The 13,176-nt window shown below is 60.9% G+C and carries 17 protein-coding genes; all 17 read left to right on the top strand.

Annotated elements, in window-relative coordinates; genetic code table 11:
* The first annotated feature begins 13 nt into the window (after positions 1-13).
* Positions 14-175 carry a hypothetical protein gene (locus H7U37_RS08045; protein WP_204874964.1) on the top strand — a complete coding sequence of 54 codons (162 nt, stop codon included), beginning with the start codon at positions 14-16 and terminating at the stop codon, positions 173-175.
* Positions 176-280: 105 nt separating this feature from the next.
* The gene (locus tag H7U37_RS08040) at positions 281-841 is read left to right on the top strand and encodes a phage scaffolding protein (protein WP_204874962.1); all 561 of its coding nucleotides are present in this window, start codon (positions 281-283) and stop codon (positions 839-841) included.
* Positions 842-857: 16 nt separating this feature from the next.
* A complete protein-coding gene (locus H7U37_RS08035; protein ID WP_204874960.1) occupies positions 858-1,685 on the top strand; it encodes a hypothetical protein in 828 nt (275 codons plus the stop codon).
* 18 nt (positions 1,686-1,703) lie between these two features.
* Positions 1,704-2,039, top strand: a complete 336-nt coding sequence (locus H7U37_RS08030; protein ID WP_204874959.1) for a head-tail connector protein — start codon at positions 1,704-1,706, stop codon at positions 2,037-2,039.
* Positions 2,040-2,056: 17 nt separating this feature from the next.
* Entirely contained in the window at positions 2,057-2,395 is a 339-nt protein-coding gene (locus H7U37_RS08025; RefSeq protein WP_204874958.1) for a hypothetical protein, read from the top strand.
* Positions 2,392-2,784 (top strand): minor capsid protein, encoded by a 393-nt coding sequence (locus H7U37_RS08020; protein WP_204874957.1) that lies wholly within the window; start codon positions 2,392-2,394, stop codon positions 2,782-2,784. Before H7U37_RS08025 ends, H7U37_RS08020 begins: the two co-directional genes overlap by 4 nt.
* A gap of 4 nt (positions 2,785-2,788) precedes the next feature.
* Complete coding sequence (locus H7U37_RS08015) at positions 2,789-3,223, top strand: hypothetical protein (protein WP_204874956.1); 435 nt, start codon at positions 2,789-2,791, stop codon at positions 3,221-3,223.
* The gene (locus H7U37_RS08010) at positions 3,220-3,705 is read left to right on the top strand and encodes a hypothetical protein (RefSeq protein ID WP_204874955.1); all 486 of its coding nucleotides are present in this window, start codon (positions 3,220-3,222) and stop codon (positions 3,703-3,705) included. Before H7U37_RS08015 ends, H7U37_RS08010 begins: the two co-directional genes overlap by 4 nt.
* Positions 3,706-3,707: 2 nt before the next feature.
* Positions 3,708-4,148, top strand: a complete 441-nt coding sequence (locus H7U37_RS08005) for a hypothetical protein (RefSeq protein ID WP_204874954.1) — start codon at positions 3,708-3,710, stop codon at positions 4,146-4,148.
* Positions 4,145-4,705: a Gp15 family bacteriophage protein gene (locus tag H7U37_RS08000; RefSeq protein WP_204874953.1), complete on the top strand. Its 561-nt coding sequence runs from the start codon at positions 4,145-4,147 to the stop codon at positions 4,703-4,705. Before H7U37_RS08005 ends, H7U37_RS08000 begins: the two co-directional genes overlap by 4 nt.
* Before the next feature lie 8 nt (positions 4,706-4,713).
* Positions 4,714-7,185, top strand: coding sequence for a phage tail protein (locus tag H7U37_RS07995; RefSeq protein WP_204874951.1), 2,472 nt, complete (start codon positions 4,714-4,716; stop codon positions 7,183-7,185).
* Positions 7,185-7,580, top strand: a complete 396-nt coding sequence (locus H7U37_RS07990) for a hypothetical protein (protein WP_204874950.1) — start codon at positions 7,185-7,187, stop codon at positions 7,578-7,580. Before H7U37_RS07995 ends, H7U37_RS07990 begins: the two co-directional genes overlap by 1 nt.
* 1 nt (position 7,581) lies before the next feature.
* On the top strand, positions 7,582-9,189 hold the full coding sequence (locus H7U37_RS07985) for a hypothetical protein (RefSeq protein WP_204874949.1): 1,608 nt from the start codon (positions 7,582-7,584) through the stop codon (positions 9,187-9,189).
* Between the two features lie 29 nt (positions 9,190-9,218).
* Positions 9,219-9,644, top strand: a complete 426-nt coding sequence (locus H7U37_RS07980) for a hypothetical protein (protein ID WP_204874948.1) — start codon at positions 9,219-9,221, stop codon at positions 9,642-9,644.
* Between the two features lie 3 nt (positions 9,645-9,647).
* Positions 9,648-10,940: a hypothetical protein gene (locus tag H7U37_RS07975; RefSeq protein WP_204874947.1), complete on the top strand. Its 1,293-nt coding sequence runs from the start codon at positions 9,648-9,650 to the stop codon at positions 10,938-10,940.
* A complete protein-coding gene (locus H7U37_RS07970; protein WP_204874946.1) occupies positions 10,937-11,668 on the top strand; it encodes a glycosyltransferase family 2 protein in 732 nt (243 codons plus the stop codon). The genes H7U37_RS07975 and H7U37_RS07970 overlap by 4 nt, the downstream gene beginning before the upstream one ends.
* 3 nt (positions 11,669-11,671) lie before the next feature.
* Complete coding sequence (locus H7U37_RS16045; protein WP_272873472.1) at positions 11,672-13,015, top strand: collagen-like domain-containing protein; 1,344 nt, start codon at positions 11,672-11,674, stop codon at positions 13,013-13,015.
* Positions 13,016-13,176 lie beyond the last annotated feature (161 nt).

The raw sequence follows: 13,176 nt of genomic DNA, 5'->3' as shown, positions 1-13,176 counted from the left end.
AAAATGAGAAAGCATGACACAGCAAACCATAGAGGCCATTGAGGCCATTCTCCAGCGGGGCAACGACGCCGAGATCCGCCGGAAGGGGGACGGATACGTTGTCCTGGAGGTAAAAAAGAAAATTCAATATGTGACGCCCGGCGGATCGGCGCCGGGTAAGAGCAATGGGAGCTGACGGACGTAAGTCCGCCGGCTCCTTTTTGTTTGCGCCGGCCGGGCGTAAACCGGCAGCCGCAGGGGACGCGACCCCATAAAAAGCATAGCGGAGAAAGGAGACAGTATGAAACGGGACTTTTTGCAGAATTTCAAGGTGGGGGATCAGCCTCTGCCCAAAGAGATCATCGACGCCATCATGGCGGAGAACGGCCGGGACATCGAAAGCGCCAAAGCAAAGTTTTCCGACTACGACACCGTCAAGGAGCAGCTGGCCGAGGCGCAGAAGACCATCCAGGGATTCCAGTCCCAGGACGTCGACGCCATCAAGCGTTCCGCTGCCGACTGGGAGCGCAAGTACAATGACGCCATCGCCGCCCACGAGGCGGAGAAGGCGGAAACCGCCTTCCAGACGGTGGTGAAAGAGGCCGTTGCCGCCGCCCATGGCCGTGACGTGGAGGCGGTTGTGCCCTTCCTGAAGATGGACGAGCTGCGGGCGAGCAAAAACCAGGCGGAGGACCTGAAGGCCGCCCTGGAGGCCGTCCGAAAAGAAAAGGGCTATCTCTTTGAAGACACACAAACCCCGCCCCCCTATGCCGCCCGTACCGGCGGCCTGACGGTGGGGGGCACCCAGACCGGTGTGGAGGCGGCCTTTGCCCGGCTCAATCCCGGTCTGAAACTCAATTGAGAAAGGATGAACCCATATGGCCCATACGCTCCGGGAGCGCTATTCTTCCCTGGTGGACGTGAAGCTGCGCGCCACCCTGGTCAAGAAGGACGGCGTAATTTTCAACAACCGCTATGAAGGGGACCCCAAGGCCGGCAAGGTCAAGGTGCCCGTCCGGGATACCGAGGTCAAGATCGGCGACTACTCCAAGACCGACGGCGCCGCCGCCACCCACGGCGACACCTCCTATCTCGACGTGACTGTGGACAAGGACAAGGCGGTCAACGAGATCATCGACGGCTACGACGCCGCCTCGGTGCCCGATGACCTGGTGGCCGACCGGCTGGACTCCGCGTCCTACTCTCTGGCCCTCCAGATCGAGCAGGATGCCACCGCCGTGCTGGAGGCCGCCGCCACCACCTTCGGCACCACCGAGGCCCTCACCAAGGACACGGTCTACGACACCCTGGTGGATGTGCGTACCGCCATGTCCAAAAACCACGTGCCCAACGATAACCGGCGCTGGCTGCTGGTCTCCCCCGAGGTCTACGGCCTGGTGCTCAAGTCCGACGAGTTTACCAAGGCCTCCGACCTGGGCGACGCCGTGGTGCAGACCGGCGCGCTGGGCCGCATTGCCGGCTTCAACGTCTATGAGGACGCCACCCTCTCCGCCACCACCGACTTTATCGCCGGGCATCCCGACTGGTGTACCCGGGTCAACGAGTGGGCGGTGGACGTCCATCTCCAGGACCTGGGCGGCTCCGGCAAGTACATCGGCGCATCCGCGGTGCAGGGGCGGCGCATTTACGCCCACGCCGTGACCAAGAAGAAGATCCTGCAGATCAAGAAGAACGCCGGCGGATAAAAAGGCGGTGTGGGCTGCATGACGGACTATGAATTCTATCAATACCGGTATTGCGGCAGCGCCATCCCCCGGGAGGACTGGCTCGCCGCCCGGCGGGAAGCGGAGGCGGTTTTGGCCCGGTATGAGCGCATCTACACCGTCACCGGCGATGACTTTGCCCGGAATATGGCGGTATGCGCCCTGGCCGATACCCTCTCTTACTATGCCGACGCCCAGACCCTCTCTTCGGCCGGCATCGGCAGCGTCTCGGAAACCCGGGCGTCGGTGGACCTGTCGCCCCAGGCCCAGAGCAAGGCCCTCTACGGGGCCGCGTCCCGCTATCTGGAGATCTATCGCGGGGTGAGGGGATGCTGAACAGAACACGCGGACCCTTGACCTATCGCCTGTGCCGCCAGACCGTCACCGTATACCACCGGGAGGGCGGCGCCGTACGGCGGGCGGTGTTCCGCCGGGCCTTTCTGGAGTACAAAAAGACCCAGAACATGGACAAGATCGGCAGGAGGGAGGCCAACTCCTTCCTCCTGGTCCTGCCCACCGATACGCCGGCGGTCTTTGTGGGGGACAAGGTGCTGCCCGGAGAAGGCCCGGAGGTGACCGCGGCGGAGTGGGGGGCGTTTATTCCGGCCATGGTACCGGGCCTTCTGGTGGCGCAGTATGTGGACGACAAATATTACGGCGCCCGGATGGTCCACCAGGAGGCGGGCGGATGAAGGCAAAGGTGGAGCTGCATTCCCCCGCCCGCATCCGAAAGGACCACGGCCTGAACCCGGGGGGCGACGTGCAGCGGTTCTGGACGGCCACGGTGCTGCGCCGCATCCAGCGGTATATGCCTTACCGCACCGGGGCCACCATCAAGCTGACCATCGCCCAGACCGACATGAACAAACCGGAGATCGTCACCGACGTGCCCTACGGCAAATACCTCTATTACGGCTATGCCATGGAGGGAACGCCCCCCATGCACGTGACCGACCGGCCCCTCAGCTATACGACGACAAAGAATCCGCTGGCCGGTCCCAAATGGGACGCGCGGCTGTCCGCAGCCGAAGGGAAAACCATGGCGGCGGAGCTTCAGGCCTATATCGACAGAAAGAGGTGAGCCTTTGACGGCGCTGGAACGGGTAAAAAACTGGCTGGCCTCCTATCCGGGGTACGACATCCTGGGGACCTTTTTTGTGGACTACACCGACCATATCCCCAATCACGGCGGTATTTTCCCCGCCGGTCTGGTGGAGGTGCGCCGCACGGAGGACATTTTGGGCAATGTCCAGGTGGAGAACCAGTATAACTTCGGCCTTTTCTATGTTTTCTGCAAGGGGGACGGCGGCGGCGCGGAAGAGAACGCCGGCTGGCTGATGGATTTTCAGACCTGGGTGCAGGAGCAGGCCATCACCGGCGCTTGTCCCCAGTTTGGCGACAAGACCACCGCCATCCAGGCGCAGAACGGGGCGCTTTACGCGGTGGACCCAGGGGGGACGGCCACCTATATGGTGCAGCTCTCCATCCGTTTTCAAAAGAAATTCGAGGTGAACCCATGAAGATTGAGCGCAAATATCTGGCCCACTACATCAATGCCGACGCCACCGGCGAAGCGCCGGTCTATGTCCGGCTGGGGCAGGATCTGGAGGAATACGCCCCCGAACTGTCCGCCGAGGTGGAGACCAAGAAAAACATTCTGGGAGAAAACGCCATCAACATCTCCAGCTACGCCAAGTCCGGCGCCGTGGAGCCCTACTATGCCGACAAGGACGACCCCCTCTTCCAGCGGCTCCAGGCCATCATTGACGGCGATCTGGTGCTGGACCGGCTCCAGACCGACGTGGTGGAGGTCAAGCTCTGGGAGGAGGCGCAGGCCGGCAAATATCCCGCCATCAAGGAGGAGGCTTTCATTGAGGTCACCTCTTACGGCGGCGACACCACCGGCTATCAGATCCCCTTCAACATCCACTATACCGGGAAAAAGACGGAGGGACAGTTCGACATCAGCACCAAGACCTTTACCGAAGGTGCGGGAGGTTAAGCATGGAACAGCAGAAGATCCTCTTTGACGACGGTGTCCGGGAATATGAGGTCAACGGAAACGGCATTCTCCGGTTCCATCCCGGCGACCCCAATCTCTACCACCGCTTTCAGCAGCTGGTGCAGGATGTGGACGCCCTGAAGGAAGAGGCGCTCCGGCGCGCCGGCGGCATCACCGACGGGGCCGGCGCCGTGGCGCTGCTGGCAGAGTACGACGGCAGAGTCAAGGAGAAGCTGTCCGATGTGTTCGGCAGGGAGAATGATTTTGACAAGCTCCTGGGCGGCGTCAATGTCATGGCTCCGGCGCGGAACGGCCAGTTGATCGTGACCAATTTCATTCTTGCCCTCCAGCCCATCCTGGAGGAGGGGATCCGGGACTATGCCAGGCTGGAGGCGGCCAAGGCAGCGGCGGCGTACCGGCCCCATGAGGTGCCCGCAGAATGACCTGGGAACTGCCGGTCTCCCTGACTGTGGGCGGGAAGGGCCAGCCCATCCACGCCGACTTCCGTGATGTGCTGGAGGTCATCCGCCGTCTGAACGAGGAAGAGCAGCACGGGCAGGTTCGGGTTTATGTGGCCATGTCGCTTTTTTACACCCGGTTTGATACCATCCCTGAAAACTGCTACCAAGAGGCGGCGGAGCGTATGGCGGATTTCATCGCCGCCGGAGAGGAACCGGACGGGAGGCCCCATCCCAAGACCATTGACTGGGTGCAGGACCGGGCGCTCATCATTTCCGACCTCAACCGCGTGGCGGGACGGGAGGTCCGCACCTTGCCTTTTGTCCACTGGTGGACCTTTGTCGCCTGGTTCAACGCCATCGGGGACGGGCAGCTGGCCACGGTAGTGGCCATCCGGGAAAAGCGGCGCAAGGGGAAAAAATTGTCCGACTGGGAGCGGGAGTTTTACCGGGAACACCGCTCCTCCATTGACTTTCGGACCAGGTACACCCAGGAAGAACTGGATGAGCGGGAACGGCTGAAAAAACTGCTGGGAGAGTAGGTGAGGACATGGCAGACGGAAAGGTGACCATTGATACCAGCCTGAATACCAAAGGCTTTGACCAGGGCGTCAAGGGGCTGGAGCGGGGACTGGGCGGCATGAAATCCGCCCTCCTGGAGATCGGGAAGACGGTGGCCGCCGTCGTTGCCGCCGGCCAGCTGCTCCAGTTCGGCAAGGAGTGCATCGAGCTGGGGAGCGACGTGGCCGAGGTGCAGAACGTGGTGGACGTGGCCTTCGGCGATATGGCGGGGCAGGTGGAGACCTTTGCCAATCAGGCCATTACCAACTTTGGTATGTCCACCCTGGCCGCGAAAAAGACCGCGTCCACCTATATGTCCATGGCCCGGGGCATGGGGATCGCCATGGATAGTGCGGCGGAAATGTCCCTGGCACTGACCGGGCTTTCGGGCGATGTCGCCTCTTTTTATAACATTACGCAGGAAGAGGCGGCCTATAAGCTGCAAAGTGTCCTCACTGGCGAGACCGAAAGTCTCAAGGAGCTGGGCGTGGTCATGACCCAGACTAATTTGCAGCAGTACGCCATGCAGCACGGCATGAACGCCAACATCCAGAGTATGACCCAGGCCGAACAGGTGGCGCTGCGCTATGCCTACGTGACCGACCGGCTGGCCCTGGCCTCCGGCGACTTTATCCGCACCCAGGATAGCTGGGCCAACCAGACCCGCATCCTCTCCATGCAGTGGCAGGAGTTTATGTCGGTGATCGGCCAGGCGTTGACCACAATCCTGCTCCCGGCAGTGAAGCTGCTCAACCAGATCGTTGGCGTACTCATCAACGCGGCCAACGCCCTCAACGCCGCGCTGACCGCCATCTTCGGCGGAGCGCAGACCCAAATTCAGCAGACCCAGGCCGCTGTAGGCGGAGTGTCGTCCGGCATCGGGGAAGCGGTGGAGAACCAGGACGCCCTGACCGATGCCACAAAGGCGACCAACAAGGCCCAGCAGAAGACGCTGGCTGGTTTTGACCAGCTGAATAAGATGTCTGGGCCGGCCGGGGCGTCCGCTGCCGGCGGGGGAGGAGGCGTTTCCAGCGGCGGCAGTGCGTCCGGCGTGTCCGGCTTGCCGGCGGTGGAAACGGAGACCGAAGGAGCGGCGGGGAAATTTCTGGACCTCATGGAGCGGCTGCGGGCGGCGGTGGAGCCCTTCCGGGCTTCCTTTGCATCGGCATTTGCCAGTATCCAAAACGGCGCGTCTGCCCTGTCCGGCGCCTTTTTCCAGGCGTGGCAGGATATCAAAACACTGGGCTCTCCGCTCTACGACTGGTTCAGCGGAGACTTTACCACGTTTTTGAACCAGTTTATTACCACGTTCGGCAATACCATGGGCGGGCTTCTGGATACCGTGGGGATGGTATTCTCCGACCTGTGGTCTCTCGTCATTTTCCCGGCGGTGCAGAAATGGGCCGTGGACATCCTGCCCGCCCTGACCGAGTTCGGGACAGAGGTTCTCTCCGCCTTCGACGTGCTTTTTGGGGAAATAAAGGGGATCTTTGACCTGATCTGGTCGGAAGCTGTGGCTCCGGCCCTGCAAATGATCCAAAAGATTTGGTCTGACGTCTGGGACAGCATCATTGCGGCGTGGGAGAAGCATGGGAAACCCATCTTTGACAAGCTGAAAGAAGCCGTCAGTGGAACGGCCCAGACGCTGAAAAATGCGTGGGAGACCATATGCAAGCCGGTATGGGATAAGATCATGGACGTTGTGAGTGAGCTTTGGGACGAACACGTCAAGCCCTTATGGGACCATCTCCTGGACTTTGCCGGTTCCCTTGCCGAGCTGGCGCTGAACATCTATAACAACTTCATTCTTCCGATTGTCAATTGGTTTATCGACAAATTTGGACCGGTCATCTCAGATGTGCTGGGCGGAGCAATTGATCTGCTGGGCGATCTGCTGGGGGCGGTAATTGACGGGGCCAGCTGGATTATCGAAAAATTTACCGCCGTAACAGACTTTTTATCCGACGTATTTTCTGCGGACTGGAAACAGATATTTGAGAATTTGGTCAAGATCATCAAAGCGCCTATTAACACGATGATCGGTATGGTCGAGAAATTCGTGAACTTTTTTATCCTTGGCATCAACAAGGTGATCGATGCGCTCAACCTGCTCCGTGTGGACGTTCCGGACTGGGTCCCTGGAGTGGGAGGGAATTCTTTTGGCCTCAACATTCCCAGGGTGCCGGAGCTGAAGCTCCCCCGTCTGGCCACTGGCGCGGTCATCCCGCCCAACCAGGCGTTTTTGGCCGTTCTGGGCGACCAGAAGAGCGGAACCAATATCGAAGCGCCCCTGTCCACCATTGAGCAGGCGGTGGAAAACGTCCTGTCCCGGCGTGGCTACGGGCAGGAGATCACGCTGCGCCTGGTCTCCGACCGGGGATTTGTCCGGCATCTGAAGCTGGAGCTGGACAAAGAGAGCCAGCGGCGTGGCGTCCGGCTGGTGAGAGGAGGGGCCTATTGATGCGTCCGGTATTTACGGTAGACGGGAAGTCCTATCTTGTCAGCGTTCCACGGGGCGGGCTCAAACGCCAGGGCCGGGTGCTGGACGGCGACAAGGCCGGGCGGCTTCAGTCTGGCGACATGGAGCGCGACGTGGTGGGCACCTACTATAACTATGTCATGGCGCTGGACACGGAGGGGATGGAAGTGGAGGCATACGACGCCCTCTATGAGGTGCTTTCCAGCCCGGAGGAGTTCCATACCATTACCGTCCCATATGGACAGAAAACCCTCACCTTTCAGGCTTACGTGGCCAATGTGGATGACGAACTGATTCAGATGCTGCCAGACGGGCGGAACCTGTGGGGGAAACTGTCCTTTACCTTTACGTCAAAAGCGCCTTCCAGGAGGCCATGAAATGGCGGAGACAAAACTGATTTATCGGGACGTGGCCCCTGGGGCACAGGAGGCGGCGGAGCTGTCCATGGAGGACACGCAGCCCTTTTCCGACCTGGAAGCGGTCAACCTGGGGGTGGATGCCACCGCTATGGCCACAGGCGAGTGGAACCAGTGGCCGCTGGACGGGAGCCGGGAGGTGTTCCCTGACGCACCGGAACCGGGGGCATGGGGCGCCTGGTCGCTGGCACAGTCAGACGAAGAAGGACAGTTTTCAACGCCGCCGGTGCTGACCATCCAGTTTGACGGCCTCTTTTCCAGCGTGGGGCTGTCCTTTTCCTTTGACACCAAAGAGCCGTGCTGGTGCAGCGCTCTCAATATCAAGTGGTACCGGGACGCGCTGCTGCTGGCACAGCAGGATTTTGCACCGGACGCTGCGGTATATACCTGCCTGCGGGAGGTTTCGGCCTATAACAAGTTGGTCATTACCTTCCGAAAGACCGTTCTGCCCTTCCGCTTTCTCAAGCTTCAGGAAGCGGTCTACGGGCAGACCCGCATCTTCACCTCAGGCGAACTGCGGCGGGTCAATCTCTTTCAGGCCGCTTCGGTCATCTCGGAGGAGCTGGAGATCAACACCTGTGATCTGACTCTGTCCAGCAAGGACCCGGTGCCATTCCTGTTCCAGCGGAAACAGCCCATGGAGGTCTATCACGGCGGCATCTTACAGGGAGTCTTCTATGTGTCGGCCTCCAAGCGGGTGGGGACGGCCATGTATGAGATTGAGACCAGCGACGCCGTGGGGCTGCTGGAAGAGGAAAACCACATGGGCGGCGTTTATGCCGGCAAGCGGGTGGACGCGCTGGCTGCGGAGATCCTGGGGCATAACGCCTATGATCTGGACCCGTCACTGGCAGGGATGACGGTTTTCGGCTGGCTGCCTATCGCCACCCGGCGGGAGAACCTGGCCCAGCTGGCCTTTGCTATCGGCGCTGTGGTGGATACCTCCGGCAGTCAGGTCATCCGGATCTATCCGGTACAATCAAGTGTAACGGCGGATTTTGGCCCGGAGCGCATTTATTCCGGCTCGGACATCGACACCGCCGCACTGGTGACGGGTGTGGAGGTGACCGCCCACAAATACACCGCAGGAACAGAGAGCAAGGAGCTGTTCCGCGACACATTGACCGGACACGCTATGGTGACCTTTGGGGAACCTGTGTCGGACCTTTCCATCTCTGGAGGAACACTGTTGGAGCATAATGCAAACTATGCCGTTCTCTCCGGCACGGGAGGCGTGGTAACGCTTATGGGAAAGCCTTATCAGCACACCACCCGCACCGTTAAGGTAGAGAAGTCTGACTTACAGGCATCGGAGGTGGTCAACGTCTATCAGGTTACCGACGCAACCTTAGTGGGCGACGGAAACGCGATGGAAGTGGCCCAGCGGGTGTATGACTATTGCCAGCGCCGTGAGACAGTCAACGCCCAGCTGGTGCTGGCAGACGAGCGCCCGGGCGATGTGGTAACGGTGCAGACGGAATTTGATGGCGTGAAAGAGGGGACGATTCTGTCCCTTGACATCGACCTTGCACGGAAACGGATCGGAGAGGCAGTGATTTTGTGCCGTTAGCATTGGTGACAGACCGTACAAGAGAAGACGTGGACCGGTTAGGCGCGCTGAGAAGTGCGATCCAGGCGGGCACAGCTGCGGAGGACCAGCGGGCGGAGTGGGCCGCCGGCCTGAAGGGCAGTTACAACGTCTCCGACCTCAACCGCGTTCAGGACGCGGCGGAGTACCTGCGGGACATCCTGGTATCCGCCGGCTACGCCGTGGAGCTGGCGCCACTGCCCACATGGACACGGTCGGACATCCCCACGGCGTCCCAGCTGGCGGACTATCTGGACAACGTCCGCCGCCTGCGGGACGTGCTGGCGGTAGAGGTGACGCTGCCGGAGACCATGGCGCGGCTCACCTGGCAGGGGGCCAACGCCATCGAGGAGGCGCTCCGGCAGGTGGAGGTGCTCTTGGGCAACATGGAAAAAGCCTGGTTTTACAGCGGCGATTTGTACGCCGGGGAGGTGTAGAAGATGAAAAACAGAGTGCCCAAATACCCGGGGCGGATCAAGCTGAAGGACGTACTGACCGGCGAAGAGCGTTTGTACGACATGACCCGGGCGGACGAGCCCACCGAAGAAGGTACGCCCATCAATAAAGAGACGTTACTTACCGACCAGACGGCGGCGCTTTACCCCGGACTGACCGGAGACAGCACGCCCAATGATGCCTATGCCTTTCTGGGCGGTTATACACAATGGCGGTGGAACCGGAGGACGGTTAAGTGGACACCGGCTGAGACCGCAAAAACAAATGTTGATTTAACTGGTGTTTTTGAATGGACCGCAACAAAAACAATAAAATGGGCAAAAGAAATTGAATTTTCTGATGCCGGGGAAGTCCAGCTAAAGAATCCAACAATAGTAAGTTTTACGCACGACAGTTTATCTGCTCTTGATGTCACGAAAGGAAACTATGTAGCTGGACATGACGGAAAAATTTACAGAGTTGACAATTCTGCCGTATTCAGCAACGACCAGTATGTAATCCCTAGCGGAGATTACTATGTCAAGGCGTCCAATGCTTATGAAATAACACCGTCCGCAATGTATGGTCCTTGGGAAGAAGTGCGGGCCAGCACCGACGACGCATATTTGGATAGCGGGATCTCTGGCGGCTACGAGTATGAGGCCCAGGGAATGCCGCTGGAGAAGGCGGCTGCGCTGTCTCCCGGCGGCAGCAGCGGAGGCGGTTCCGGCGAGAGCTGGAAGGTGGGCGCGGGCCTGAAGCTCAGCGGCAACGTGCTCAGCGTGGACACGGCCACCTCCGTAGCGACGGGAGGGGACAAGCCCGTCACGGCAGCAGCCGTCAAAACCGCGCTGGATGGCTTGACACCCAGCCCCGGCGGCTCCGGGCCTGTCCTTGTTCCGGCGACCATTCAATTTACGCTGGCGGACGGCGGGGCCGCGGCCTATCCCCAGGGCAGCACACAGCTCTGGCTTTTGTATGACGGGCTCCGCTTCTGGCTGACGGGGGACGCGACCTTTGTTTTTTCCGTCGCCGTCAAGCTGTCGTCCTTTTCCGTCACCGTCGCGCCGGATACCGGATATGAGTGGAATTACCCGGTGGGATCGGGGGATGTGCTCAGCGTCATACAGAGGACTTATGGATCGACCTACATAACCGATCAACCCAACCGGATCAGCGTTTCCTTTGGCAGCACCGGCGCGGTTCGCACGTATCCGCTGCTGTCCACTTATCCGTATACCAACGCCGTCACCATCTGTGCGGGTATCCTGGGCGCGGGGAAGGCGGTGGACGTATGATTGCCCTGTGCCTGCTCATCAAGGATGAGGGAGAATATCTCCCTGAGTGGCTGGACTGGCATTTTGCCGCTGGAGTGGACCATGTCTATCTCTACGACAATGGCTCTGAGGTGCCGGTGTCGGACAGTATCCCGGCGGAGTACATAGACCGCTGTACGGTGGTAGACTGGGCTGGTCCCCACATCAATACCCAGACCGACGCCTATGCCAATTGCCTGGGGACCTGCGGTCCCGCCTGGGAGTGGATGGGATTCATTGACACGGATGAATTTATCCATATTGAGGATGGCCGTAGTATTCCGGCCTATCTGGCCGCACTCCCGGCGGAGGCCGACGGCGTGGCCCTCAAGTGGGTGGTCTACGGGGCCGGAGGGCAGTATACCAAGATGCCGGGCAAGGTGCGGGAGCGGTTCACCGTAAAAGCTGCATATCCGTCCTACCTCTTGCAGTGCAAGTGCATCGTCAGGCCCGGGCGGATCAGGGCCATGGCGGCCCACGGACCCATCCAGGTGGACAGTCACCGGCCCCGGCTGGTGAATAGCCGTGGCCAGCCAATCCGGGGCATCTGTGACCCGGCCGTCACCGCCGAGGCGGCATGGGTAGAGCACTATTTTACCCGCTCCCTGGAGGAGTGGAACGAGAAGATCGCCCGGGGCAGCTGCGACCCAATGAGCCATAGAGCGTTTGATATGTTCTGGGAGATCAATCCGGGCATGAAGGAGGGATAATGCTTGATTACGTTTGACCAAACCACCTGGACCATCTCCGCCGATGCGGACGGCGTGTTTGCCCGGCAGTACGACAACCTGACCCGCTCTATCGTCGTTACCGGCGTGCCGGAGGGGTGGGAGTGGACCCTGCTGGTGGAAGCCCGGCCCTCCGGACAGCTGGATTTTATCGACCTGGCGCCGGTGGAGGGGGGCGTGGGCGTCACCCTGACGGCCCAGATGCTGGCCCTGTCCGGATATTACGCCCTCCAGCTTCGCGGGACCCAGGGGGAGCTGGTGCGCCATACCAACGTCATCCAGGCCATCGTCCCCGCCAGTCTGTCCGGCTCTGCGTCCTGGCCCACGGTGCCCAGCGCCGTGGAGCAAGTTTTAGCGCAGATGGAGGAGCTCAACCAGCACCCGCCCTATCCGGGCGAGAACGGTTACTGGATGGTGTGGGACCTGGACAGCGGCGCTTACGTGGAATCCCAGCTGCCCCTCCCGCCGGTGGCGGAAGGGCCGCCCGGAAAAGACGCCACTATTACGGTTGGCACTACTACCACGGGCCAGCCGGGCACCCCGGCCAGCGTAGTCAACACCGGCACGGAGAGCGCAGCGGTGCTCAATTTTACGATCCCCCAGGGCCAACAGGGGCCGGAAGGGCCGCAAGGCCCACAAGGCGCGCCGGGGCCGCAGGGAGAACAGGGAAAACAGGGTGACCCCGGCCCGCAGGGCGAACCGGGGCCGGAAGGCCCCCAGGGACCCAAGGGGGACCAGGGCGACCCGGGACCCACAGGACCGCAAGGGGACCCGGGTCCAACTGGCCCGGAAGGCCCCGCAGGCCCCCAGGGTGAGACCGGTCCTCAAGGTCCCAAGGGGGACACCGGCGACACCGGTCCCCAGGGTCCACAGGGCGAAACAGGTCCCGTTGGCCCGGAAGGTCCGCGGGGGCCCCAGGGTCCCGCCGGGGAAGGCGTCCCGTCCACCGAGGGCGTGCCGGACGATTACGTTCTCACCCCGGCGGGGTGGGCAGAGCCAGCGGGCGGATTTTCGGCGACCGTAGAAACGGTAGCAGCAGAGGCGCAGAATACCTGGACCATACCTGTGGGCAAAAAGTATATCATCCTACCTGTGGGCGGCAACGCCAACGTCGACATTACGAACAAAGCCGGAAGCAGTGTGCTTGTATATGAGGGCATCGGGGTTACGGTCATCAACTATGGCGGAATTTATGCCGTTTCCTATGCCCGCAATGCTTCCGACCGGCTTCTGTCGGAGATGTTCGTTCAGTCCGATACCTGCTCCGTTACGCTGTACAGGACCTCGGAGAACACCGGAGCGTATAAGGTGGTGAAAACAAATGCCTAATATTTGGATTGACGGCGTAATCCGGGAGATGACCGAGGCGGAGATCGAGGCGTGGGAAAACGCGCTGGCGGTGGAGGAGACGCCCACCGAAGCGGAGCGCATCCGGCGCCTGGAGGAGACCAAGGCGGAGCAGGCCGACGTGGACGAGCTCCACGAGGCCC

Source organism: Pseudoflavonifractor phocaeensis (assembly GCF_016901735.1).
Taxonomy (GTDB): domain Bacteria; phylum Bacillota; class Clostridia; order Oscillospirales; family Oscillospiraceae; genus Pseudoflavonifractor_A.
This window is presented reverse-complemented; position numbering and strand designations above follow the sequence as displayed.

What these genes read in the sequence shown, in the direction of transcription:
- H7U37_RS08045 (WP_204874964.1), top strand. Translation starts at nt 14, where the DNA reads ATGACACAGCAAACCATAGAGGCCATTGAGGCCATTCTCCAGCGGGGC.
- H7U37_RS08040 (WP_204874962.1), top strand. Translation starts at nt 281, where the DNA reads ATGAAACGGGACTTTTTGCAGAATTTCAAGGTGGGGGATCAGCCTCTG.
- H7U37_RS08035 (WP_204874960.1), top strand. Translation starts at nt 858, where the DNA reads ATGGCCCATACGCTCCGGGAGCGCTATTCTTCCCTGGTGGACGTGAAG.
- H7U37_RS08030 (WP_204874959.1), top strand. Translation starts at nt 1,704, where the DNA reads ATGACGGACTATGAATTCTATCAATACCGGTATTGCGGCAGCGCCATC.
- H7U37_RS08020 (WP_204874957.1), top strand. Translation starts at nt 2,392, where the DNA reads ATGAAGGCAAAGGTGGAGCTGCATTCCCCCGCCCGCATCCGAAAGGAC.
- H7U37_RS08010 (WP_204874955.1), top strand. Translation starts at nt 3,220, where the DNA reads ATGAAGATTGAGCGCAAATATCTGGCCCACTACATCAATGCCGACGCC.
- H7U37_RS08005 (WP_204874954.1), top strand. Translation starts at nt 3,708, where the DNA reads ATGGAACAGCAGAAGATCCTCTTTGACGACGGTGTCCGGGAATATGAG.
- H7U37_RS08000 (WP_204874953.1), top strand. Translation starts at nt 4,145, where the DNA reads ATGACCTGGGAACTGCCGGTCTCCCTGACTGTGGGCGGGAAGGGCCAG.
- H7U37_RS07995 (WP_204874951.1), top strand. Translation starts at nt 4,714, where the DNA reads ATGGCAGACGGAAAGGTGACCATTGATACCAGCCTGAATACCAAAGGC.
- H7U37_RS07990 (WP_204874950.1), top strand. Translation starts at nt 7,185, where the DNA reads ATGCGTCCGGTATTTACGGTAGACGGGAAGTCCTATCTTGTCAGCGTT.
- H7U37_RS07985 (WP_204874949.1), top strand. Translation starts at nt 7,582, where the DNA reads ATGGCGGAGACAAAACTGATTTATCGGGACGTGGCCCCTGGGGCACAG.
- H7U37_RS07975 (WP_204874947.1), top strand. Translation starts at nt 9,648, where the DNA reads ATGAAAAACAGAGTGCCCAAATACCCGGGGCGGATCAAGCTGAAGGAC.
- H7U37_RS07970 (WP_204874946.1), top strand. Translation starts at nt 10,937, where the DNA reads ATGATTGCCCTGTGCCTGCTCATCAAGGATGAGGGAGAATATCTCCCT.